The organism is Mesorhizobium sp. M1312, from assembly GCF_040318115.1.
Taxonomy (GTDB): domain Bacteria; phylum Pseudomonadota; class Alphaproteobacteria; order Rhizobiales; family Rhizobiaceae; genus Mesorhizobium.
This window is the reverse complement of sequence record NZ_JAMYLQ010000051.1, coordinates 1-24,394: the sequence shown is the minus strand read 5'-3', so window position 1 is coordinate 24,394 and position 24,394 is coordinate 1. Positions and strand designations below refer to the sequence as shown.

General features: G+C 60.8%; 16 protein-coding genes and 3 pseudogenes. 15 read left to right on the top strand and 4 right to left on the bottom strand.

All coding sequences use genetic code 11. The features are described 5' to 3' along the window. Positions 1-155: 155 nt before the first annotated feature. Together NKH36_RS32875 and NKH36_RS32870 are read right to left on the bottom strand one after the other, a co-directional pair. On the bottom strand, positions 156-866 hold the full coding sequence (locus tag NKH36_RS32875) for a response regulator (protein ID WP_352965471.1): 711 nt from the start codon (positions 864-866) through the stop codon (positions 156-158). Between the two features lie 69 nt (positions 867-935). Then, on the bottom strand, positions 936-4,625 hold the full coding sequence (locus NKH36_RS32870; protein WP_352965978.1) for a PAS-domain containing protein: 3,690 nt from the start codon (positions 4,623-4,625) through the stop codon (positions 936-938). Between the two features lie 457 nt (positions 4,626-5,082). Here NKH36_RS32870 and NKH36_RS32865 point away from each other — a divergent pair, with 457 nt between their 5' ends. Together NKH36_RS32865 and NKH36_RS32860 are read left to right on the top strand one after the other, a co-directional pair. Continuing rightward, on the top strand, positions 5,083-6,390 hold the full coding sequence (locus NKH36_RS32865) for an FAD-binding oxidoreductase (protein ID WP_352965976.1): 1,308 nt from the start codon (positions 5,083-5,085) through the stop codon (positions 6,388-6,390). 559 nt (positions 6,391-6,949) lie between these two features. Then, complete coding sequence (locus NKH36_RS32860; protein ID WP_352965479.1) at positions 6,950-7,216, top strand: hypothetical protein; 267 nt, start codon at positions 6,950-6,952, stop codon at positions 7,214-7,216. 168 nt (positions 7,217-7,384) lie between these two features. On the opposite strand, the pseudogene NKH36_RS32855 reads toward NKH36_RS32860, so the two are convergent. Then, positions 7,385-7,816: pseudogene (locus tag NKH36_RS32855) on the bottom strand (ATP-binding cassette domain-containing protein); the annotation flags it as partial. Between the two features lie 372 nt (positions 7,817-8,188). Between NKH36_RS32855 and NKH36_RS32850 the strand changes: the two are divergent. The 9 genes and pseudogenes from NKH36_RS32850 (at position 8,189) to NKH36_RS32810 (ending at position 19,611) form a co-directional block, all read left to right on the top strand. After that, positions 8,189-9,220 (top strand): substrate-binding domain-containing protein, encoded by a 1,032-nt coding sequence (locus NKH36_RS32850; protein ID WP_127317988.1) that lies wholly within the window; start codon positions 8,189-8,191, stop codon positions 9,218-9,220. 114 nt (positions 9,221-9,334) lie between these two features. Beyond that, positions 9,335-10,876, top strand: coding sequence for a sugar ABC transporter ATP-binding protein (locus NKH36_RS32845; RefSeq protein WP_352965508.1), 1,542 nt, complete (start codon positions 9,335-9,337; stop codon positions 10,874-10,876). A gap of 19 nt (positions 10,877-10,895) precedes the next feature. Beyond that, positions 10,896-11,884: pseudogene (locus tag NKH36_RS32840) on the top strand (ABC transporter permease). A 25-nt stretch (positions 11,885-11,909) separates the two neighbouring features. Further along, positions 11,910-12,890, top strand: coding sequence for a sugar-binding transcriptional regulator (locus tag NKH36_RS32835; protein ID WP_352965482.1), 981 nt, complete (start codon positions 11,910-11,912; stop codon positions 12,888-12,890). Beyond that, on the top strand, positions 12,887-13,882 hold the full coding sequence (locus NKH36_RS32830; protein ID WP_352965485.1) for an aldo/keto reductase: 996 nt from the start codon (positions 12,887-12,889) through the stop codon (positions 13,880-13,882). Before NKH36_RS32835 ends, NKH36_RS32830 begins: the two co-directional genes overlap by 4 nt. Before the next feature lie 18 nt (positions 13,883-13,900). After that, positions 13,901-15,637: a glycerol-3-phosphate dehydrogenase/oxidase gene (locus NKH36_RS32825; RefSeq protein ID WP_352965487.1), complete on the top strand. Its 1,737-nt coding sequence runs from the start codon at positions 13,901-13,903 to the stop codon at positions 15,635-15,637. Beyond that, positions 15,610-16,452 carry a class I fructose-bisphosphate aldolase gene (locus NKH36_RS32820; RefSeq protein ID WP_352965490.1) on the top strand — a complete coding sequence of 281 codons (843 nt, stop codon included), beginning with the start codon at positions 15,610-15,612 and terminating at the stop codon, positions 16,450-16,452. The genes NKH36_RS32825 and NKH36_RS32820 overlap by 28 nt, the downstream gene beginning before the upstream one ends. 25 nt (positions 16,453-16,477) lie before the next feature. Continuing rightward, entirely contained in the window at positions 16,478-17,992 is a 1,515-nt protein-coding gene (locus NKH36_RS32815; protein WP_352965493.1) for an FGGY-family carbohydrate kinase, read from the top strand. Further along, a complete protein-coding gene (locus tag NKH36_RS32810) occupies positions 17,989-19,611 on the top strand; it encodes a GMC family oxidoreductase (RefSeq protein ID WP_352965496.1) in 1,623 nt (540 codons plus the stop codon). Before NKH36_RS32815 ends, NKH36_RS32810 begins: the two co-directional genes overlap by 4 nt. A gap of 48 nt (positions 19,612-19,659) precedes the next feature. Here NKH36_RS32810 and NKH36_RS32805 read toward each other — a convergent pair. Further along, positions 19,660-20,440: pseudogene (locus NKH36_RS32805) on the bottom strand (class I SAM-dependent methyltransferase). 163 nt (positions 20,441-20,603) lie between these two features. Here NKH36_RS32805 and NKH36_RS32800 point away from each other — a divergent pair. The 4 genes from NKH36_RS32800 to NKH36_RS32785 all read left to right on the top strand — a co-directional run bounded on the left by NKH36_RS32800 (position 20,604) and on the right by NKH36_RS32785 (position 24,285). Then, positions 20,604-21,686 (top strand): ABC transporter substrate-binding protein, encoded by a 1,083-nt coding sequence (locus NKH36_RS32800; RefSeq protein ID WP_352965511.1) that lies wholly within the window; start codon positions 20,604-20,606, stop codon positions 21,684-21,686. Beyond that, positions 21,676-22,743, top strand: a complete 1,068-nt coding sequence (locus tag NKH36_RS32795) for a FecCD family ABC transporter permease (RefSeq protein ID WP_352965499.1) — start codon at positions 21,676-21,678, stop codon at positions 22,741-22,743. Before NKH36_RS32800 ends, NKH36_RS32795 begins: the two co-directional genes overlap by 11 nt. Continuing rightward, positions 22,737-23,522: an ABC transporter ATP-binding protein gene (locus tag NKH36_RS32790; protein ID WP_352965502.1), complete on the top strand. Its 786-nt coding sequence runs from the start codon at positions 22,737-22,739 to the stop codon at positions 23,520-23,522. Before NKH36_RS32795 ends, NKH36_RS32790 begins: the two co-directional genes overlap by 7 nt. A 427-nt stretch (positions 23,523-23,949) precedes the next feature. Continuing rightward, complete coding sequence (locus tag NKH36_RS32785) at positions 23,950-24,285, top strand: hypothetical protein (protein WP_352965505.1); 336 nt, start codon at positions 23,950-23,952, stop codon at positions 24,283-24,285. Positions 24,286-24,394: the final 109 nt, after the last annotated feature.

Sequence of the window (24,394 nt, the reverse complement as noted above, 5' to 3'; positions counted from 1 at the left end):
AATCCTCGGCACTGTCACCTCAACCGAATGCAGAAATTACTTCATCGAGGCCGGCTATGCGCCAACCTAAATTCATCCCGCTCTAATCCCCTGGAGCCACAAAACCGCATAAGCCGCAAGGGCTGAGGCGCTGGTCCAACCAGCCAGCGGCGCGCTCAAGCGTAGAGGTAGCCCATGCCGCGGATCGTCCTGATTACCTCCGGCTTGGAGGGATCGATCTCGATTTTCTTCCGCAGGCGCGAAACGCGAATGTCGATGCTGCGATCGAAGGGATCCCATCCGCGGTCATGAGCGAGTTCGAGCAGTTGATCGCGGTTGAGTACTCGTCCGCGATGTTCGCTGAATACTTTCAGAAGCCGGAACTCCATCGCGGTGATCGCTATTTCGGCTCCCTCGGCGTTGTATAATTTGTGTGCGGCCGGGTCGAAGCGGCACTTGCCGAACTGGACCTGGTGAGGGCCCGGAGTACTCGCTTTCTCCGCGGCTCGTTCGCTCGCCGATGTCCTACGCAGCACGGCCTTCACCCGCGCCAGCAATTCCCGCAGGTCCACGGGCTTCGCGACATAGTCGTCGGCGCCAATCTCCAAGCCGACAACGCGGTCGACGATTTCCGCCGACCCGGTCAGCATGATAATGGCGACGTCTGAGTGCTCTCGTAAATATCGCGCCAGGGAGAGGCCATCCTCACCTGGCATTCGGATATCCAATATGACCACATCGACGTGCTGGCTATCAATAAGTTCACGCAGGGCAGGCCCGGCGTTGGCCGGCGTCACGGCATAGCCATGATGCTCCAGATATTCCGCTACCGTGTCGCGGATATCCGGTTCGTCATCGCAGACAACGATATGTGCGTGCGTCGTCAAAATCGACCACCGAGCAACTAGCCTAATGGATAAGTTGCCCCTAAAGTGACGTGCAAATCAACGCATCTGTCAAGTATTGTTGTTAACCAGATTCGAGACAAACGAACGGAGCTCGTTAGGTTTGATCGGTTTCTCAAGATAGGGCCGTTTCGCGGCGCGCAAGAACATCTGCGCGTCCGGGCTGATCGTGTCCCCAGTCAGGAAGGCTAACCTGTCGAGCTCGGCCGGATGGAGCTTGGCAATCTGGTTGAACAATCCCCGTCCATCCATGTTCGGCATTTTCAGATCGCTCAGGATCAGTGCGAAAGTGCGGTTCTGGAGGTGCAGCAGCGCTTCTTCGCCGGATCTGGCAATGGTGACCTTGAAGCCATCTCGCCTGAGCACCTCAGCAACCAGCTCGCCCACTTCCTCTTCGTCGTCCACCACCAGACAAGCAATGCCGGTTGAATTCGGGACTTCGTCCTCGGCCGTTTCGGCTCGTTCGTCGAGACGGTCCGAAGCAGGCAGCGAAAGTATGAAGGTCGAGCCACCCCCCTCGGGGGATTCGACCTCGATGGTTCCTCCATGGGATTGAACGATCCGATGGCAGAAGGACAGCCCGATCCCGGTCCCGGCCCCAATCTCTTTGGTCGTGAAGAACGGCTCGAAAATGCGGGGAAGTATCTCTTTGGGAATTCCCGGACCCGTGTCGGCAACGCTGACGACTATGTTGCCGGTCTTGGGGTGAAGCCGCGTTGAAACCGTGATTGCCCGTCGTCCTTCCCAGCCATGCAGCGCCTGTTCTGCATTGACAAGCAAATTGATCAGCACCTGGCCAAGCTGATCGGGGTCCGCCCAGATCGTGGGAAGACCAGGTTCAAGATGAACTGAAAGCCCGACGTCCGACGATCGAATCGAATAGCTTGCCACTTCAACCGCTTCGGAAATAATGTCATCGATCGCAACGTTTGAGGTTCGCGTCGGCTGCTGTCTGGCCATAGCCAGGAAAGTCTTGACGATCCTGGCGCAGCGTTCGGCTGCCTTGCTCATCTTGTCGGCGCGTTCCACGACCTTGGCGTCGGTAGCGGTCTCCTTCAACAGCGATGACAGGCCAAGCACCACCGAGAGCGGATTATTGAGCTCATGCGCCACCCCCGCCAGCAATCCACCGAGCGCCGACATTTTTTCGTTCTGGTGCAGCGTCTCGCGCTGTCGCTCCAATTCCTGCTGCATTTCGATACGGTCGGTGAGATCGTAGGCGTGGGAAACGATCACCTTCTCGCCGTGGTAATCAATCAGTCGAGACGAAATCGAGCACCAGCAGGTTCCACCGTCCTTGCGTTTGAGCTGGGTTTCGAAATCGTCGACCAACCCCGTCGCGAGCAGCCGCTCAACGTATCGCATCCGCTCTGAAGGATCGACATAGTAGTCGACGGCGCTGGTGACGTCGCCGAGCAGCTCAACGGTGGCGGGACTGCGGTAGAGCAGCTTCCCATCATGTGCGCGGGTCATCTGGATGTTGACGGGGCAGGCTTCGAGGACTTTACGGACCAATTCATCCGCCTCCTTGGCGGCCTCTTCGGCCCGCTTGCGCTCTGTAATGTCGACACGGGTGACCACGAACCCGCCTTCGCGGGTCGGACAGTTGGAGACGAAAAACCAACCGCCGTCCGTATGACGGAATTCCTGTTGCCGGAATTCGCGGCGGTCCCTTGCCCTCTCGGCAAGCCAGTCGTCGATCTTGTCCCGTGGAACCGGAAACTGGTTGCGCTCCGCGGTCACGCGGAGGAAATCGAACCAGTTCACCCCGGGAACGAGCACATCCGCGCTTATCGCGTGCATCTGGCGATACCTGCTGTTGGCCAGCACCAGGCAATCGTTCCTGTCGTAGAGGGCAAACCCTTCGGCCAGAGATTCGATCGCGTCGATCAGCCGCTCGTTGGCCTTGCGCGTTTCTTGCTGGGCGGTGATCATGTCGGTGATATCAGTCGTGTTCGACACGATCACCTGCCTTCCCTGGAAATCGATCAGGCGAGCGGAAATCGAAGCCCAGAAGGCCTTGTTCTCGGTGTCGTACTGCTGGACCCGAAAATCATCGATCCTGCCCTTTTCGATCAGGGTGCGCTCCAATATTGCGCTATAATCTGGATCGACATAGTGGTCGGTTATTCGAGGACGGTCGGCGTAGAGATCTCTTGTAGCAGGATTGCGGTAGAGCGTTTCTCCCTCGAACGTGGTCATGCGTATCGGCGATGGGCAGGCATCGAGCACCTTTTGCAGCAGTGCCGTGGCGTCGCGCTCGGCAGCCTCGGCCTTCTTGCGTCCGCTGATGTCGGCGCGCGTCACGACGAAGCCGCCAAGATCGGTGGGATGTATCGAAACCGAGTGCCATTTGCCGTCGGAGAGGGGGACCTCGAAATGGGAGTGGAACTCGATCCTGCCTTGGATCCGCTCGTCCAGCCACTCATCCTCGCGCCCAACCGCATTGCGGTACACGCCGCGCTTGGCGGATTCGCGAAGGAGTTCGTTCCACTCCACGCCCGGTTCAACGAGATCCCGCACCGGATGGTTCAGCTCGCGGTAAAGGCTGTTGCACATGACCAGGCGGTGATCTTCGTCGTACAGTGCGAATCCCTCGGAGAGTGATTCAACGGCGTCTGCGAGCATCTCCCGCGCCGCAGCGACTTCGCCGTCACGCTTCTTCTGCTTGGTCACATCGGCGATGCCGGCGAGAACCACTCGCCGGCCTTGGAACTCGACGATCCTGAGATTGCCCGTGGCCCAGAACTCTTGGCCGTCGGGTCTTTTAAGAAGCACCTCGCAATTTTCGACGACGCCCTTTTGCATGAGCTCCCGATTGATTTCCCGATGTTTCTCGGGGTCGACAAAGTAGTCGCCGAGCCGCACCGTCTCGCGTTGCGCCTTTTTGCTCCATCCAAGCAGCCGTTCGGCAGCATTGCTCTGGTAGATGAGTTCCCCCGAACTTGCATCGTTCATCCATACCGGCAACGGATGATGCTTGATCAGGAAACCAAACAGGTCTTCGCGCTGCTTCCGTTCCGTGATGTCCAATACCCCGATGATGAGCGAGGGGCGCCCGCCATAAACGCCGCGACGGCAGTTAGTCGAGCACCAGACGGTCGATCCGCTTGTGTTTCTGAGCTGGATTTCGTGATCCCGCACGATGTCGCTGTTGCTGGCGAGAGAACTGATTTCATCGAATTCGCCAGTATTCACGAAATGATCCGTCAGGAATTGCGGCTCGTTCGGGGTCCATTTTCGGCCAAGCAGGTTCGACGCATCGAGGCTTTCGTAGAGGATTTGCCCGCTTCCCGCGTCCACCACCCAAACGGGCAGCGGGTGACTGTCCGTGATGCAGCGGAATATCTCCGCGTTTTCCAAGTGCGCGATCTGCGCTCGCTTCATGTCGGTAATGTCGACGCTTACCAGGGCCATGCCACCATTCGGCCGAGGATGTGCTGTGAGCAACTTCCACCGGCCATCCAATGTCTCAGCTTCAACTGGAGCATCGTCGATTTGCGTCCATCGCGCCGCGGCGCTTTCAGCGAACGCGTTGCCCGGCTCGATGGGGCGGCCGTCGAAACTTTTCAGATACGAGAGGGCTTCGGCGACTGCGGCAATGGCGTCCATCGGCTGCATCTCGCCGCGGTCGAGCCGCTGGCTTCCAAATATCTGCGGATTGCTCCCAACGAGGACATTGTTGGCGTCAAAGAGGGCATAGCCTGTGTGTGTGGATGTGACCGGATTGTCAGGCCGCATGGTCGTTCCCTTTTATTCGCGTGATCGCCGAGGGCGGATACTAAACCGTCCTTGTTTCAGCAAACATTCAGACGCTGCGTGATTTGTTTCAACTGTTTCGGCACTTGGGAATCTTCGCCAGCGCTGACGTGAACACGAAATTCTATCAATCCTCCGGAAAAACGGCCGAAACACGAATGGCCTGCGTTGCACGGCCCGATATCACGGCTCGAGCTAACGATTCGGACCATAACCAGCCACAAAATGCCGCCTGTCATCCCCGTGGGGCGCGCGCTGAAACAAACGAAACACTCCCACCGCACCACAGAAAAACGTCTGAAACGAAGGCGGTGTATGACAAGAAGAGCCGCAGATGCGGCAGATTCAACCGGCTAAGCGCAAATGTCCGGCGCCCAGGATGAACAATCTAGTCTTGGCGAGTGTCGACGCGTCTTGCTTTGAAACCTGAGGGTTCAATATGGATAAGACAGTTACTTCGTACGATTTCCCCGACCGGCTCCGCGCGAGCCTTATTGATCAAAACCATCCGGCCTATGAAGAGGCTCGCGGGCTCTATAACGCCATGATCGACAAGCGGCCGCGCTGGATCGTCCCCTGCGCCGAGGTCGCCGACGTCGTCGCTGCCGTCAATCATGCCCGAGAGAAGCATTTGCTTCTTGCCATTCGCGGCGGCGGCCACAACGGTCCAGGCTTCGGCAGTTGCGACGGCGGGATGGTCATCGACATGTCGCCGATGAAACGGGTCGATATCGATCCCACGACTCGCACGGTCCGCGTCGAGGCCGGCTGCACCCAAGGCGACGTCGACCGCGCCACCAGCGTGCATGGGCTGGCGGTGCCGGCGGGCCTCGTCTCGACCACAGGCATCGCCGGACTGACGCTGGGCGGCGGCACCGGCCATCTAACGCGCAAACACGGCCTCACCATCGACAATCTGCTTGCGGCCGAGGTCGTGCTGGCCGACGGCGGCCTCGTGACGGCAAGTGAAGACGAACACCCGGAGCTGTTCTGGGCGCTGCGCGGCGGCGGCGGCAACTTCGGCGTCGTGACGCGCTTCACATTTCAGGCGCATCCGGCGAAGAATGTCTATGCCGGGCCGATCTTCTTCGACATCGAAAATGCCGCAGAGATCATGCGCTGGTACCGCGACTTCCTGCCCGGAGCGCCGCGAGAGCTCGGGATGTTCTTCGGCATCAAGACGGTGCCCTCCTGCGACCCTTTCCCGCGCGAGATCTGGGGAAGGCGCATCTGCGCGCTGATCAGTTGCTACAACGGCGCGGAGGAGGACGGCATCCGGGCGATGCAGCCCGTGCGCGACGCGCTTCCCAAGCCTCTGATGGACGGTATGATGCAGATGCCCTTCGACGATCTGCAGGCGCTGTTTGACCCGCTGCTGCCGAAGGGCTTGCAGTGGTACTGGAGGGGCGATTATGTCGACGAGCTGTCCGATGCGGCCATCGCTGCCCATGCCGAGCACGGTTCGAAGACCCCGAGCGAGCTGTCGCTGATGCATCTCTACCCCATTGACGGAGCGGTCCAGGAAATGGCTCCGGACGCCACCGCCTGGGGAGCGCGGCGAGCGCGTTGGTCCATGGTTATCGCCGGGATCGACCCCGACCCGACGAAGGCGCCGGAGCTGAGGCGCTGGGCAAGCGAGTATTGGGCCGCGGTGCACAAGCACAACCCGCATGGTGGCGCCTATATCAACTTCATGATGGATGATGAAGGCGAAGCGCGCGTACGCGCCGCCTACGGCGCCAACTAGAGCGGCTCGTCGCGGTCAAGCGCAAATACGATGACAATAAGAACCGCAGATGCGGCAGATTCAGCGGGCGAGATGCAAATATCCAGCGCCCTGGACGAACATCTAGTCTTGTCGAGGTGTCGATGCGTCTTGCTCCGAAACCTGAGGTTCAAAATGCACAAGCCAGTTACTTCGTACGATTTCCCTGACCTGCTCCGCGCGGGCCTTATTGACCAAAATTATCCGGCCCATGAAGCGGCTCGCCGGCTCTTACAATGCCATGATCGACAAGGGGCAGACGTCAACCCCACCACGCGACGGCTGATCGGAAACAGCCGCCATTCATACAGGCCGCGTTGACGCCGCCGAACGGTAGTGATCTCGGCTGCTATCAAGCAGCCGTCCGAACAGCGCACGAACGTAACAAGACAACCGTGCGCTAAACAACCTGCCGCCGCAAATCCAGAAGGATAGCGGTTGGTCGGTTTTGCCCAAAGGGCATGAAAGACGGCTCATCGATGCGGTGCGGGGCACGGCGCGTTGAGGCCAAATGCTAACCCTCAAAAGATGGAGAATTGAAATGCATAAGATCGTTCTTATCACTGCCACCTTCCTGTTTGCCTCTGGCATGGCTTTTGCCGGCAGCGACCACTATGGCTCCAACTACAGCCATGGCTCCGGCTCTTCGAACACCGGTCACCATTCGATGGTGTCCGACGACGGCTACGCAGTCGACCTCAGCGGCACAGCGAGCGTCAACACGGCCGACAGCGCACCGACCTCGGCAGGAAATTCGATCTTCGATATTCCCGGGCCCGGTTATGGCCAGGGGATCTGGGGCCGCTGATACCAGCGTTCGGCCGGCGCGGTCGAGATTAGACCTCCAAGCGGCGGGCGCCCGCCGCTTGGAAAGCGGTGGCGGCACCCGATCGGGCATCAACTGGTTGGGGTTGCGCAGCCTGATCGGGTGCGTTTCAGTAGAACTCCCTCGGCTTTAGCTTTGAGAGCTGCGTCGTCAGTCCGGAGCCGCGCCCAGTCGTGAGTAAGCACCGCCACGCGCCACCAGTTCATCATGCGGACCTTGTTCGACGATGCCCGCATCGGCGACCACCACGATGCGATCGGCATTGCGGATCGTCGCCAGCCGGTGCGCGATCACCAGTGTCGTTCGGCCCTGCGCGAGCTCTGCCAGCGACTGCTGGATCTCCCGCTCGGTCTGCGTGTCGAGTGCCGACGTCGCCTCGTCCAGAATGAGGATTGTCGGGTTTTTCAGGAACATACGCGCGATTGCCAGGCGCTGCTTCTGACCGCCCGACAGCTTTACGCCACGCTCGCCAATGATCGTATCGAGGCCTTCCGGCAGAGAAGCGATGAGTTCGTGGAGGCGCGCGCGGCGCGCGGCCTCGACGATCTCGCTCTCGACCGCGTCCAGCCGGCCATAGGCGAGTTCGAGCAGGTATCCGAAGTGCGCGAACTCGGTGTCGGTATCAATATGCTGCCGCATGCCGTCAACCCCACCGTTCAGCCCGCCGCCACGTGTTCGCCGGCCTCGAAGCGGCGCCCCTCTCGCGTGCTTCGGCGCCGGTCCACACGCATGAAGTCGGCCGCTGCGATGGCGACGCTAGTTGCCTCGGTCGGCCCGGTGCACCAAGCAGGTGTGAAATATATTTCTGTATATGAATTTTATTGACACTCGAGCTAACTCCTGCGAATGATCAGTTGCTGGGCCTCGGGAGGAGGTTCGGTCTTATCAACCACAAGCGGCGGCACGTAAGTGTCATGCCGCCCAATTGACCAGGCTTCGGCCGAGGGAGGACTCTTGCGCAAATTTTTGAGCATGCTCGCCATTTCGGCAGCAGCCACCACTGTGTTGGGGGCAAGCCACGCCGCGGCCCAGGCCGCTAACCCGTTCAAGTGCGAGCCGGGTGAAAAATACGTCATGAACGTCATGGTTTCCGGCGTCGAATACTGGTTCCCGGTCTACGAGATGTTCAAGCAGGCTGGACAGCAGTTCGGTTGCGAGACCGAATACACCGGAACGCCCGAATACGATGTGAACAAGCAGATAGCGACATTCGACCAGGCGCTGGCTCAGAAGCCGGCTGGCATCCTGGTCCATCCGATGAACTCCGATCCCTTCATCGAGCCAATCAATCGGGCCATTGACCAGGGAACGGCAGTAGTCACATTCGCCGCAGATTCGCCCAACTCCAAACGAGTGTCCTACATCACCTCCGACAACGTCGCCGAAGGCACCTATGCCGCCGATGCAGTCGCCAAGGCGATGGACGGCAAGGGCGAATACGCGGTTCTTGAAAACCCCGGACAAGACAATCACGACAAGCGCATCGCCGCCTTCATCGCCCGTATGGAAGCCAAATGGCCGGATATGAAACTCGTCGGCCGCGCGGCGTCGAACCAGGACGCGACGAAGGCCTACCAGGCCGTGCTCAGCCTTGCCCAGGCGCATCCCGAACTGGGCGCGGTGTTCATGCCGGAAGCCAACTCGGCAATCGGCGCGGCGCAGGCCGCGAAGGAGGGCGGCGGCAAGATCCGGGTTATGCTCGCCGACGTCAACGCCAAGATCCTCGATATGATCAAGGCCGGCGAAATCTTTGGCTCGGTCAACCCGAACCAGGGCATGCAGGGTTACATGGGATTCATGCTGCTGTGGCTGGCCAAGCATCCTGAGCTGATCGATCCGATGAACGACGCCCGGCGGTCGGGCTTCAACGGCATGGGCGTGCCTTTCGTAGACAACGGCTTTTCCATCGTCACTGCGGAAAACGCCGATGATTTCTATTGGGATGCCTACCTCACGCGGCGCGGCACCAAGGGCATCGAGGAATAAGAGCTCACCGGTATCTATCGGGGCTCTTCGGAAATGCTCGAACCGGACGGGGCGCGCTCGCGCCCCGTCGACCGGGCCATTATCGTCAATATCAACGCTGCAAGGGGGGACGGAGTGACTGCCGCCGCCATTCTTGAAATCCGCGACATATCGAAATCCTTCGGCGCCATCAACGCGCTGACCGGGGTCGATTTCACCCTGCAGCGTGGCGAAATTCACGCGCTGTGCGGCGAGAATGGCGCGGGCAAGTCCACGCTGATGAATATCATCGCCGGCATTGTGCAGCCCGACGAAGGCATCATTCGTCTCGAAGGCAAGGACGTCACCATCGCATCGCCATCCGCCGCGCAACGGCTTGGCATAGGCCTCGTCCATCAGGAAATCGCGCTGTGCCAGGATGCTATGGTGGCCGAGAATATTCTCATGGCGGCGATCAACAATCGGCGCGCGCCGCTGATGAATTTTCGCCGGCTCTACGCCGATGCGCAGAAGATAATGGACCTGCTGGCGCCGATCCCGGTCGAGACGCCGGTCGCCGAGCTTTCGATCTCCAACCAGCAACTTGTAGAAATCGCCAAGGCGCTGACGCTCGAATGCCGGGTGCTGATGCTCGACGAGCCGACGGCCGCGCTGACCGAAACCGAGGCGCAGCGCCTTTTCGCAATCGTCCGCGATCTCAAGGCGCGCGGAATTTCAATTATCTACATCAGCCACCGCATGGCCGAGATCTTCAGCCTGTGCGACCGCGTCACGGTGTTTCGTGACGGCAGATATGTCGCGACCGATTCTATCGCTTTGGTCACTCCCAATGATGTCGTGCGCAAGATGGTCGGGCGCGAAATCACGCAGCTCTATCCGCAAAAGCTCTCGCCTGAACGGCGCACCGGCCGCCCTGTGCTGTCGATCGCGAATCTCTCCTATCGAGAGGGTTCCGACGGCGTCAGCTTCACGCTTCGTGCAGGCGAAATTCTTGGCATCGGCGGGTTGATTGGCGCTGGCCGCAGCGAGATGGTTCAGACCGTTTGCGGCTTGCGCCCGAAGGTGTCGGGATCGGTCGAACTCAATGGCGAGCCGGTCAGCATCAGGACCTATAGCGATGCCGTGCGCGCAGGCGTGGTCTACCTCTCAGAGGACCGCAAGGCATCGGGCCTGTTCCTGGACCTGTCGGTTGCCTCGAACATTTCCGCGCTGGACCTTCGGAAACTGACCACACCCCTTGGGCTGCTCGATCGCCGCGCCGAGGCAAAGCAAGCCACCGACCTGGTGGAGCGCCACGGTGTGCGCATGTGCGGCATCGAGACAGAAGTGTCGACGCTTAGTGGTGGCAATCAGCAGAAAGTCGCAATCGCCAGGCTTCTTTCGATTGGCCCCAAGGTGGTCATTCTGGACGAGCCCACACGCGGAGTTGATGTCGGCGCCAAAGTGGAAATTCATCGCCTGCTTCGCGACCTCGCCGAGCGGGGCGTCGGCGTCATCGTGATTTCATCCGAGCTTCCTGAATTGATCGGGCTCAGCGACCGGGTGCTTGTCATACACGAAGGTGCCATTGCCGGCGAACTGGGGGCTGACGAATTGACCGAAGAGGCGATCATGCTGCTGGCTTCGGGTCTCCGGAAGCAACGATCAAACGCAAGGCAGGTTCAGAATGTCGCTTAGACAGACCGGAGGAACCCTCATGGACGCCGAAATCAAGGCGAGCGCCCCCGGGCTTGGCGGGCGCAACTGGCTGCGTTTGGGGTCAATGCGTGAGGCGGGGCTGATCGCAATCATGCTGGCGCTTTGCATCGCGATGACATTTGCTCGCCGCATTTCCTGACCTGGGGAAATTTCCGGGCCATGCTGATGAGCTTCTCCATTGAAGGCATCGTCGTCGTCGGCATGACGATACTCCTCATTGTCGGCGGCATCGATCTTTCCGTCGGTTCGGTGGTCTGCTTCTCCATGGTCGTCTCAGGCGCTCTCTTCCTGATGGGACTGGACCCGTGGACCGCGAGCCTCATCGGCATAGGCGCCAGCGCGCTGATCGGCGCGGCGATGGGCTTTTTCGTGACCGTCATCGGGCTCAATCACTTCATCACCTCGCTGGCGGCGATGGTGATCGTGCGCGGTCTTTGCCTTGTCATCACCAAGGGAACCCCGCTGTCGCTGTTCACCCTGCCACCAGGATTCAAGGCGATCGGCCAGGGCAGCTTCGGCAATGTGCCTTATGTCATCGTCATATTTGTCGTGGTCGTGGCCATCTTCGATTTCCTGCTTCGGCGCGCCACGGCCTTCCGCAAGGTCTTCTATACCGGCAGCAACGAGAAGGCGGCCCAATTTTCGGGCATCAAAACCAAGCAGGTCAAATTCTGGGTCACGGTACTCTGCTCCACCTTCGCAGGCTTTGCCGGAGTCATCTACATGTCGCGCTTTGGCGCTGCCACCCCGACCTTCGGCGCTGGCATGGAGCTCAACATCATCGCCGCGGCCGTGATCGGCGGAGCATCGCTCAATGGCGGCTCGGGCACCATCTTCGGCGCCATACTCGGCATGGCGCTGCTCTCGGTCGTCACAAGTTCGCTGATCCTGCTCGACGTCTCCGTCTATTGGCAGGACATGATCAAGGGATGCATCCTGCTCGCGGCGGTATCGATCGACCATTTCCTGCACCGCAGGAAATCCTGAGCAGCGCGAGAATTGAGCATCCATCATGTCACCAACCAATTCGCGGGACGACATCACGATCGTCCGCCAGATGTATCAGGCGCTTGTGCTTCATTACATGGAAGCCAAGACGCAAGCTGAAATCGCCAAAGAGCTCGGCATCTCGCATGCGACCGTCAACCGTCTCATCAAGCGCGGTCATCAACTTGGGCTTGTCGAGATCAAGATCAAGTCGCCGGTCGAGCAACTGGTCGACATCGAGGCGCGACTTGTCGCGATAGGTGGACTCCAAAGGGCTGTCGTCGTTCCTTCCGTATCGGACAATCCGCAGACTGCGCTCCAGCGCGTCGGCGAGGCCGCGGCCAGGCTGGTGCTCGAGACGATCAAGGACGGCGATACGATTTCCATAACAGGAGGCAAGGGAGTGAGTGCCGTCGTCGCCGGCCTCAAGCCGAACCGCAACTACGACGTCGAGGTTATTCCCGCGACCGGCTTGGTCCAGGGCAAGCATTACACCGACGTCAATCATGTCGCGTCTCTGATGGCCGACAAACTCGGCGGGCGCGCCTATCAGATTCACGCGCCGCTGTTTGCCGACAGCCCGGCCCAACGCGACATGTTGATGGGCGTGAGGGCGGTTTCCGATGTTTTCAGCAAGGCGCGGGAAGCAACGCTTGCGGTCGTCGGCATCGGCTCGATCCTGACCGACGATTCGAGCTACTATGATCTGCACCCGTCTTCGAGCGCCGACCGGCTGGCCATCGAGCGCTCGGGCGCGGCGGGCGAGCTGCTCGCCCATCTTATAGACGGCAACGGAAAGCTCGCCGACTACAGCCTCAACCGCTCACTCGTTTCGCTGACGCTCGAGGAATTCGCGACCATTCCGCAGTCGATAGGGGTCGCCAGCGGCGCAAGCAAGGTGGTCCCGATCCTCAGTGCCATGCGCGGCTCTCACCTCGATACCCTCGTCACCGACGAAACCACCGGCTTGAAAATCCTTGAGCTCGCCGAAGGAAATGCATCATGAACTCTCGACAAATCACCCGCTCAATCGGCAAGTCCGGCGTTGTCACATCGGCAGTCGGGCTCGGCACCTGGGCCATCGGAGGCTGGATGTGGGGTGGCACCGATGAAGCAGAATCGATCGCTGCGATCCAGGCGTCCATCGATGCCGGCGTGTCGCTGATCGACACCGCGCCGGCCTACGGTCTCGGCCGCAGCGAGGAGATCGTCGGCGAGGCCATCAAGGGCCGGCGCGACCGCGCGGTCATCGCCACCAAATGTGGCCTGAACTGGCATTCGAAAAAGGGCAACCACTTCTTCGATCAGGATGGAATGCCGGTGAACCGATACCTGGGGGCTAACGGCATCGCTTATGAAGTGGAACAGAGCCTGCGGCGGCTCGGCACCGACTATATCGATCTCTACATTACCCATTGGCAGGACCTGACGACCCCCATTGCCGAAACAATGCAAGTGCTCGAACGCCTCAAATCAGCTGGCAAGATCCGCGCCATCGGCGCAAGCAATCTCAACGCCGCCGAGCTGCAGCAATACGTAGGAACTGGCCAGCTCGACGCGATCCAGGAAAGATATTCGATGCTGGATCGCGAGATTGAGCAGACCTTGCTGCCGATCGCGCGTCAGCATCAGGTCGCCGCGCTCAGTTATTCGTCGCTTGCGCTCGGCCTGCTGTCGGGCGCGATCGATCCGGCGCGTGAGTTCAGCGGCGACGACCAGCGCAAAGACAACCCGCGCTTCTCTCAGGCCAACCGGCGCAAGGTGGCGGCTCTGAAGCACGCCCTGGCCCCGGTCGCGGAGGTCCACCAGGCAACCATGGCGCAGATCGTTATCGCCTGGACGCTGGCGCAGCCCGGCATCACCTTCGCGTTGTGTGGAGCGCGAAACGCGACGCACGCGCTCGACAACGCCAGGGCAGGGGAGATTTCGCTGAGTGCCGCGGAACTGACGGTCGTCGATGCGGCGGTGGACAGGCATCTCGTAGCGATAGATGCGTGATCGAAAGCGCGTCCTGAGATGAATCGCATCCAGACGATCGCCGGCTTGCGCGAGAACCCCGATGTTGACGTGCTCGTCATAGGGGGCGGCATTAACGGCATCAGCGTGTTTCGCGAACTCGCTTTGCAGGGCGTCGATGTGCTGCTCGCGGAAAAGGGCGATTATTGTTCCGGCGCCAGCGCAGCACTCTCGCGCATGGTTCATGGCGGCTTGCGCTATCTTGAAAACGGCGAGTTCAAGCTGGTCCGCGAATCTCTGCTAGAACGCGATCGGCTGTTGAAGAACGCGCCGCATTACGTTGCGCCACTGCCAACCACGGTGCCTATCTTCGACTTGTTCTCAGGCATAGCAAATGGCGCATTTCGCTTCCTTGGGCTAAGCCGTCGCCCTGGCCGGCGCGGCGCATTGGTCATCAAGACCGGCCTGGCGATGTATGACTTCTTCACCGCCGCACGGCGTATCGTCCCGACGCACAAGTTCAGGAGCCGTGCTGAGACACTCAAGGTCTGGCCTGCAATCAACCCTGCTATTCGCAATTCGGCGACATACTATGATGCCTGGGTCAGCCATCCCGAGCGGCTGGGTACCGAGATGCTGCGCGACACCATGAAGGAAAAGCCGTCCGTCCGGGCGCTCAACTATGCACGCGTGTCGCTCGGTGACGCGAACCTGGTGCTTAACGACGGACTGTCTGGCGAAACCGTGGCCGTGAAGCCGCGGCTCGTGGTCAATGCCACAGGCGGCTGGATCGACCTGACCAATTCGGCGATCGGAGCCGTTGCGCCGAAGCTTATGGGCGGCACGAAAGGTTCGCATCTGATCGTCGACAATCGCGAGCTTCACAACGCGCTCGATGGCCACATGATCTACTACGAGAACGAGGACGGCCGGATCTGCATCCTGTTTCCTTATCTCGGCAACGTGCTGGTCGGCTCGACCGATATCCGCGTCGACGATCCCGACCAGGCACGCTGTGTGGATGACGAGCGGCGATACATCCTGCAATCCCTGTCCTTCGTGTTTCCTGCTATCGAGATCGCCGATACCGACATCGTCTTTCAGTTCACCGGGGTGAGGCCGCTACCGATAAGCCAAGACAGTTTTACCGGGCGCATTCCCCGCGATCATTTCTGCGAGCTCATCGAGGGCGCCGATACAGTGCCGCCGACGCTCTGCATGATCGGCGGGAAATGGACAACCTTCCGATCGTTCGGCGAACTTGCAGCCGATATCGTGCTCGATCGATTGTGCCGACAGCGCATCGTCGGCACCGAAAACATGCCGATCGGCGGCGGCCGGCATTTTCCCATTGCCCCTGCAAAATGGTGCGCAGAACGCGCGGCGGCGCACGGCCTGTCGCTTGACCGCATGCGCAGCCTCTTCGAGCGCTATGGTACCGCGGCGGATGCCGTCGCCGCCTACATGGCAGCGGGACATGACGAGCTCTTGCCTGGCAGCAACTACTCGGCCCGGGAAATTCAGTATCTCATCGGCAATGAATATGTCGAGCAGCTGGAGGACCTGCTGCTCCGCCGCACGACAATCGCCATCACCGGTGCTCTCTCGGCCGACCTTCTCGATGCGGTTCTCGATATTCTCGCTGTCGAAAAGAACTGGGACGCCGCGCGCAAGGCATTCGAGCGCGCCGATTTCCTCGCCCTGTTGCAACGCCGGCACGGCGTCGATCTCGACCAGCTATCCCAAAAATACGAAGGAAGGAGCGCCGAATGCGCATCAACAAGAAAGTCCGCATGAACCGGTTGTTCGGCGGCGCGCGCTGTCTCGACGTCGCAATCGACCATGGCGTGTGCAACGAGCCGTCGTTCCTGGAAGGGCTCGAGGATATGGCCGGCGTCGTCGCCCAACTGGTCGCCGCGGGACCGGACGCCATTCAGATGAATTATGGCCAGGCCGATCTGCTGCAGTCTCTGCCTGGCAAAGACAAGCCGGCACTGGTCATGCGCATAGACATGGGCAATCCATATAACAAAACCCGCCATCGCTCGATGTGGGCCATCCTGCAGAACGAATCCGAGCCACTGATTGGCGCGCTGGAAATGGACGCGGCCTGCGTGGTCGTCAATCTGTTCATGCTGCCCGATGAACCGGACCTGTTCCGGCAATGCGTCCACAATATTGCCCGCGTTCGCGCCGACTGCGAAAAATACGGCCTGCCGCTGATGATCGAGCCGCTGGCAATGCTGCCCAACTCGGAGCGCGGAGGCTACATGGTCGACGGCGACCCCGAAAAGATCGTCACCCTGACCCGGCTCGCAAGTGAGATGGGCGCCGACATCATCAAAGCGGACCCGACCACCGATCCGAACGACTTCCATCGGGTCGTGGCGGCGGCGCGCTGTCCTGTCCTTGTGCGCGGTGGGGGCAGGGAGGATTTGCGCGCCGTCTTCGACAAGTCGGCGGCGCTGATGGCGCAGGGTGCGGCAGGCATGGTCTATGGCCGCAACATATACCAGCATTCCAACCCTCGTGCCGTCGTGAGAGGATTGATGGCGATCATCCATGAGAATGCGGACGGCGCTGCAGCTTGGGAGCTCTACCAACAAGAATAGACTTGGCAGCTTGGGAGGAGCTTCAATGCAGCAATACATTCTGGGTCTGGATGCGGGCAACACCGTCATCAAGGCCATCATCTTCGACACCGACGGTCGCGAGCTCGCGCTCGCCGCTCGGGACTGCCGCTCCTGCATGCCAAAGCCCGGCCATGTCGAGCGGGACCTCGGCGAATTGTGGCGTAACGCGGTCGAGGTCATCCGCCAGTGCCTCGACCAGTCGGGCATCGACCCCCGCGAAATCGCGGTGATCGGCTGCGCCGGCCACGGCAACGGGCTCTATGCGCTGGACCGCGGCGGCGACCCGCTGCTCGGCATCCAGTCGCTGGACACGCGCGGCGTCGGCATCGTCAGCGAATGGGCGGCCGCGGACGTTGGCGACCGGACTTATGTCCACTGCCTGCAACGGCCCTGGGCGGCGCAGACGCCAACTCTGCTGGCGTGGCTCAAGCGCCACGATCCGGCACTTTTTGCCAAAATAGGCACCGTCTTCCTGTGCAAGGATTTTATCGTCAACCGCCTCACCGGCGCGCGCTCGACCGACACTTCGGATATGTCGGGCTGCGGGCTTTTGCACATGCCTGATCGACGCTACGAGCCTGAGTTGCTGGCCGCCTATGGTCTCGACGATTGCATGGAACTGCTGCCGGACGTGCTGGAAGCCTCCAGCATCGCCGGCCATGTCACGCGCGATGTCGCTGCCGCCACTGGCCTTCTTGCGGGCACGCCCGTGGTGGCGGGCCTGTTCGACGTCGTCGCCAGCGCCATCGGTTCGGGCGTCACCAGCACCGGCGCCGCATCGATCATTGCCGGCACCTGGAGCATCAACCAGGTTATCACCGAAAAGCCGATCCGCGATCCATCGATCTTCATGCTGTCGACGTTCGATCCGGTGCGCTACCTCGCCATCGAATCGAGCGCCACTTCGGCCGCAAATCTCGAGTGGATCGTGCGTGAGTTCTTCGAGCATGCGCCGCCGGCAGGCGCATCGCCATTCGAGATCTGCAGCGAGCTTGTTGCTTCCGTCGATCCCGCGGGAGACATGCCGATCTACCATCCTTTCCTTTACGGCTCGCAGAAGAACGGCAAGGCGCGTGCTGGTTTCTACGGCATCGCCGGCTGGCACACGCGCGCGCATATGCTGCGTGCACTGTTCGAGGGCGTCGTCTTCGAACACCGGCGCCATGTCGAGACGCTGCGCCGAGCGGGAGCGACTGTCAGCCAAGCGGTTCTTTCGGGCGGCGGCTCGCGCAGCGCCGTCTGGCCGCAGATATTCGCGGACGTGCTTGATGTGCCGGTGACCGTGGCGCGCAGCCGCGAGACAGGTGCGCTGGGAGCTGCAATTGCAGCTGGGACAGGCGTCGGCTTGTTTGCCGACTTCTCTGCGGGCGCCGCCGCGATGACCGCGCCCGACCGCTGCTACCAGCCCAATAGCGCGATCGCACCGGTCTATGAGCAGCGCTATCGTCTGTATGGTGAGATCAACCAGGCCATGGGTCCGCTATGGGACAGGATGGCAAGCGAACGGACGTCCAATTGACACAGACCGCTGCCGATTTTGGACGATTCGACTTCGTCATCGTCGGCGCAGGTTCGGCCGGCTGCGTGCTGGCCAACAGACTGTCGGCCAATCCAGCCATGCGCGTGCTGCTTCTGGAAGCCGGCGGCAGCGACCGGTATCACTGGGTCAACGTTCCCATTGGCTATCTCTATTGCATGGGCAACCCGCGCACCGATTGGCTGATGAAGACCGAGCCGGAGCCCGGGCTGAACGGTCGCGCGCTCAACTATCCGCGCGGCAAGCTTCTGGGCGGCTGCTCATCGATCAACGGCATGATCTATATGCGCGGCCAGGCGGCCGACTATGATGGCTGGCGGCAAGCCGGAAATCTCGGTTGGGGCTGGGATGACGTGCTTCCATATTTCCGCAAGTCTGAGGACCATTTTGGTGGCGCCAACGACCTTCATGGCGCCGGTGGCGAATGGCGCGTCGAGCGCCAGCGTCTGTCCTGGCCGATCCTGGATGCGTTCCGCGATGCTGCCGAGGAACTCGGCATCCCCCGGACCGAGGATTTCAACGGCGGGACGAACGAGGGGGCGGGCTATTTCGAGGTCAACCAGAGGAAGGGCGTGCGCTGGAACACCTCGAAAGCGTTCCTGCGGGGCGTGCTCCGGCGGCCGAATTTGCGCGTGGTGACCGGCGCCGAGACCGAGTATCTAAATTTCGACGGAGCTTGCGTCACCGGCGTTGTTTTCCGCATGGGCGGTCAGTTGCATCGTGCGCGGGCAGGCGAGACGATACTTGCCGCCGGCGCGATCAATTCGCCGAAGCTGCTCGAGCTTTCCGGCGTCGGCCGACCCGACGTGCTTGGTGCAGCAGGAATCCCGGTTCGCCACGCGCTGGAAGGCGTCGGCGAGAACCTGCAGGATCATCTGCAAATCCGCACGGTCTTCAAGGTCGCCAACGCCTCGACGCTAAACCAGCGCTACCACAATCTGTTCAGCCGCGCGGCCATGGGCGTCGAATATGCCATCCGTCGCAGCGGACCGCTATCGATGGCGCCGAGCCAATTAGGTATCTTCGCCAGAAGCGACCCACGCCTGGAGACGCCCGATCTCGAATATCATGTCCAGCCGTTGAGCACTGACCGGCTGGGCGAGCCGCTGCATCGCTTCCCCGCGGTCACGGTTTCGGTCTGCAACCTCAGACCGGAAAGCCGCGGCACCGTCCACATAGGCGCGCCCGATCCGCAGGCGGCCCCGAAGATCCGGCCGAACTATTTGTCTACCGAGGGAGACAGGACCGTGGCTGTAGCATCGCTCCGCCACGTCCGCCGTATGATGAAGGCGCGCGCCGTTGCCCGTTTCGCGCCTGAGGAAATGCTGCCCGGTGCACACTATGAAAGCGACGAAGATCTCGTCCGCAAGGCCGGCGATATCGGCACGACGATTTTCCACCCGGTCGGCACCTGCAAGATGGGCGCAGGCTCGATGGCAGTGGTCGACGGCCGGCTGCGGGTGCACGGCATTTCTGGCCTGCGCGTCGTCGACGCTTCGATTATGCCGACGATCGTTTCCGGCAACACCAACTCTCCAGTGGTGATGATCGCGGAGAAGGCATCGGAAATGATCTTGCAGGACGCCAGCCCGGAGAAATAATCCGCGGTGGCGCGAATAGTTGCCGGTCTGCGTTAACTCAGATGCAGTTTACTGCGGCTTTGTCGCGCGGATCGCGAAGCGAAGTTGAGTGGCGCGTTCGAGCGCCTTGGGCCAACTCATCTGTCTAGCCTGAGCGCGATGGATCGCGCCCAGTTTCCCGTCGACGACAGGCTGATCGAACCCCGCTTCGGCCAGCAAGCGAACTATCTCTTCCGCCCGTGCGCCGCCTGAGAAATAGACACGAGCAAGAATGCTCTGGTGGCGTTTGGCCATGGAGGCGCCGTCATTGTCCGAGACCCGGGACTTGCCGGCCGTGAGCTTCTCCCAAATTTCCCGCAAACCCATCGCCCAGTTGCGGCTGACAAAATCGCCGTCGATGACCAGCAGCCTGCCGCCGGGCTTCAGCAGCGAGAACCATTCGGCAAAGGCCGCCTTCGGATCCAGCAGCGTCCAGACCAGGTGACGGGTGACGATGGCATCGTAGCTCGCCTTGTCCTCGAGCGTCCGTTCGGCATCCCTCACGATGAAGCGGATATCGGCGCCGCGTTTTTGTGCCTTGGCGCGCGAGCATGGCTTCCGACCAGTCAAGGCCTGTCACCACAAAGCCTAGATCGAGCATCAGATGCGAAATAACGCCTGTCCCACAAGCGAGATCCAGAGCCGCCCGCCCGGCGCCTGGCCCAAGGTGCCTGCTTATGAGCGCATGCCAGGCAGCGCGCTCCCGCTCGGAAAAAATCTCGTGACCCACCTGCAGGTCGAACGTCTCGGCACGATCGGACCAATAGTCCCGAATTTCGTCGCGCAGCGAATAGTTTGCGTGAGCCGTCATTGCCCGAAACGCTCTCCCCTAAAGCGGTACATTGGAATTGCTCTAAAAGATAATTCTTGATCACACAATTCAGGTTTTCTAAAGCCGGGCCGGTAAACTGAATTGCGAGAGCACAATGATTTTGAAGTCGATATTCGCGGCCGCGGTCGCCCTCGCGGCCTCCATGCCGCTAACCCATGGCGCGCGCGCCGAAACCGTCACCGACATTAGCGGCCGCAAGGTCGACGTGAAGACGCCGGTCGAGAAAGTCATCCTCGGCGAAGGCCGGCAAATCTACCTCATCGCCGCGCTCGATACCGACAACCCCTTCAAGCGAATCGTTGGCTGGCGCGAGGATTTCTCCCAGGCCGATCCCGACAATTACGCCGTCTATCTGGAAAAATTCCCCTCGATGGCGGCGATACCGACCTTCGGCGGTTTCAAGGACGGCACCTTCGACATCGAGCAGGCCATCGCGCTTCAGCCGGACGTGATGATCATGAACATCGAGTCCAAGCAGGCAACGGAGGACGCGCAATACATCGAAAAGCTCGCCGCCGTTGGCATTCCGGTGGTCTATGTCGATTTCCGCGAGCATCCCTTCACCAACACCGAGCCGAGCATGCGCCTTATCGGCAAGCTCTTTGGCCAGGAAGAACGGGCCGAGGCGTTCATCGCCTACCGCGCCGCGCAGATCGCGCGCGTCACCGAGGTGATCGCAGAGAAGGATCCAAAGCGCCCGACCGTGTTTATCGAGCGCGCCGGAGGCTATTCCGACGATTGCTGCATGAGCTTCGGCAATGACAATTTCGGAAAGTTCGTCGAGATGGCCGGTGGCCGCAATATCGCGGCGGATCTGATCCCGGGCACTTTTGGCGCGCTCAATCCCGAACAGATCATCGCAAGCGATCCCGACCAGGTGATTGTCACGGGCGGTAACTGGGAGGCCTATGTACCGGGCGGCAAATGGGTCGGCGTCGGTCCAGGCGCGGACGAAGCGGCAGCAATGAAGAAGCTCAATGGCCTGACGGAACGGCCTGCCCTCACGGGCATCAAAGCGGTGGAAAACGGGCAGGTGCACGCCATCTGGCACCAGTTCTACAACAGCCCCTATCAGTTCGTCGCCATCCAGCAGATGGCCAAGTGGCTGCACCCCGACCTGTTCGCCGATCTGGACGCCGAGGCCACCTTCAAGGAGTTGCACGAGAAGTTCCTGCCGGTCGAATACAGGCCTGGCCATTGGGTCTCGCTCTCCGATGAGCAGTGAACCCGCGGCACTGTCAGGCAAAGAAGGACGCGGCCTCTACCGCGCCCTCGTCCTGCGCAAGCAACTCATCCTCGCAGGGCTCGCCCTGGCGCTGCTCATGAGCCTTTGCATTGACCTCGCGCTCGGCCCTGCCAGTTACAGCCTCGGCCAGGTTGTGCTCGCGCTCGTTTCTCCCGCCAGCGTGCCCCTTCAGGTGCGCGTCGTGCTGTGGGAAATCCGGCTTCCCATCGCGCTTATGGCCGTGGTCGTCGGCGCGGCACTGTCGGTCGCCGGTGCACAGATGCAGACTATCCTCAACAATCCGCTCGCCAGCCCGTTCACGCTCGGCATTTCCGCGGCGGCCAGCTTCGGCGCCGCGCTCGCGCTCGCGTTCGGCGTCGCGCTCATCCCCGCGGCAATCGAATATGTCGTGCCGCTCAACGCCTTCGTGGTTGCGATGCTGACCGCGCTCGTCATCCACATGGTGAGCCTCAAGCGCGGCGTGACGGTCGAAACCATCGTGCTGCTCGGCATCGCGCTCGTATTCACCTTCAATGCGCTGCTGTCGCTCGTCCAGTATCTTTCCTCAGAGCAGGCGCTCGCAGCGGTCGTGTTCTGGACCATGGGAAGTCTCACCAAGGCCACCTGGCCCAAGCTCATCATCACCAGCCTCATCCTTCTCGCAACGCTTCCGATATTCGCACGCCGCGCCTGGGCGCTGACGGCGCTGCGGCTAGGCGAAGACAAGGCCGCGAGCTTTGGGGTCAAGGTCGCACGCCTTAGGCTCGAAACCATGATGATGGTGAGCCTGCTTGCTGCCATTCCCGTCGCCTTCGTCGGCACGATCGGCTTCATCGGGCTTGTCGGTCCGCACATCGCCCGCATGCTGATCGGAGAAGATCAGCGCTTCTTCCTGCCTGCCTCGGCTCTTTCGGGGGCACTTATCCTTTCGGCGAGTTCGGTTGCCAGCAAGTCGCTCATTCCAGGCACGATCTTCCCGATCGGCATCGTCACCTCGCTTATCGGCATTCCCTTCTTCATCTCGCTGATCCTCTCGAATGTGAGGCGCTCATGGTAACGATCAGGCTCGATGGTCTTGGAGCCTTCCACGAGGCGCGGCTCGTCCTTTCGGATGTTTCAACTCCCATTTTCCGAGGTGGCGAGGTAGTCGCCGTTATCGGGCCCAACGCAGCGGGCAAGTCGACGCTGTTCAAGCGCATCGCAGGACTTTTGAAGGGCCCGGGCCGCGTCTGCCTCGAGGGAGCGGCGAAGGGACCGGACGGCATCTGCTATATGCCGCAGGATACGGCAGCCAACGCGGTGCTGACCGTCTATGAATCGATCCTGCTCGCCCGCAAGCAGGGCTCGGCCTGGTCGGTTAGCGATAGCGACCTCGCACTCATAGACGGCATCCTGGCCGCGCTCAGCATCTCGGATCTTGCTTTTCGCAATGTCGGAGAACTGAGCGGGGGGCAAAGGCAGGTGGTAAGCATCGCCCAGACGCTTGCCCGCGAACCCGAAATCCTGTTGATGGACGAGCCAACGTCCGCGCTTGACTTGCACCGGCAGGTCGAGGTGCTGAGCTTCATGCGCGGGCTCGCGCGCAGCCACGGGATTGCGGTGCTGATCGCAATTCACGATCTCAATCAGGCCCTGCGCTTCGCCGACAAATGCATCGTCATCGCCGAGGGCCGGATGATCGCCTGCGGCACGCCGGAAGATGTCGTCACACCGGCGCTCTTACGTGATGTGTATCGCGTCGAGGCGCGGATCGAGCGCTGCTCGCGGGGCATCGGTCATGTGATGGTGGATGGCGTCGCGGACGAGACGGCAGCGGCTGCGTCGATAGCAGCTTAGGCATCTGTGGTCGAAAGCCAAAAACCTAGAAAATAGATCGAACATTCTGGCATAAACGTTGGAGTGAAAATATTTGCTATCGCCCAGGCGGCTACTTGGGCGACGAATGGAGGTGCTCACTCACGACCGCGCACGTCCTTCGACGAGCCGCTGTTGTACGAGATAGCTTGGGTAGACAGAGGTCGTGAAAACGCGCGATAAGGCTAGCCTGCGCTAGATCTAGAGACGGCCGGGGCACCAGAAGATGGCACGCCGAATGTGCAAAGCAATGCTTGGCTTCGCGGCGCTTGCCATAACCGCGTGCCAATCGGCTCCTGACACGCCGCAACCCACTCTCGAACCAGCGTTAGAACCTGGTACCATTCCTGCCCAAACTGCCTCGGATCCTGCCGCTGTTCCCTCCGGCTCAGCAGTCATGGATCAATCCGTGGCGGTCATTCCCCCTGACAAGGCCGTCCCGACAAAGTATGCTGTTTTTTCCGGTCTATGGGCCGGACGTTTGGATGGGATGTATGACGCCAAACTTGCTGTTCAGACGATTTCTTCCAATGGGAAGGTGACGGTTACCTATGCGTGGGGAACTCTGGGCGACAACCATCCGGGCGAGGCCGCCGGCGTTGGAAGAATTGTGGGGACTACGTTGAAGCTTGAGCGCCTACCGAATGGCGCAGACGTCAGTTTTGTCATGCGGCCCGACAGAACCCTGGCCGGAACCGTTAGGCTTGCCGACCAGACCTACACGGGCGCGTTCCTCAAGCAATGATCAAAGACGTGTCTGAAAGGCTATCTAGAGCGGGATGAATTTAGGTTGGCGCATAGCCGGCCTCGATGAAGTAATTTCTGCATTCGGTTGAGGTGACAGTGCCGAGGAT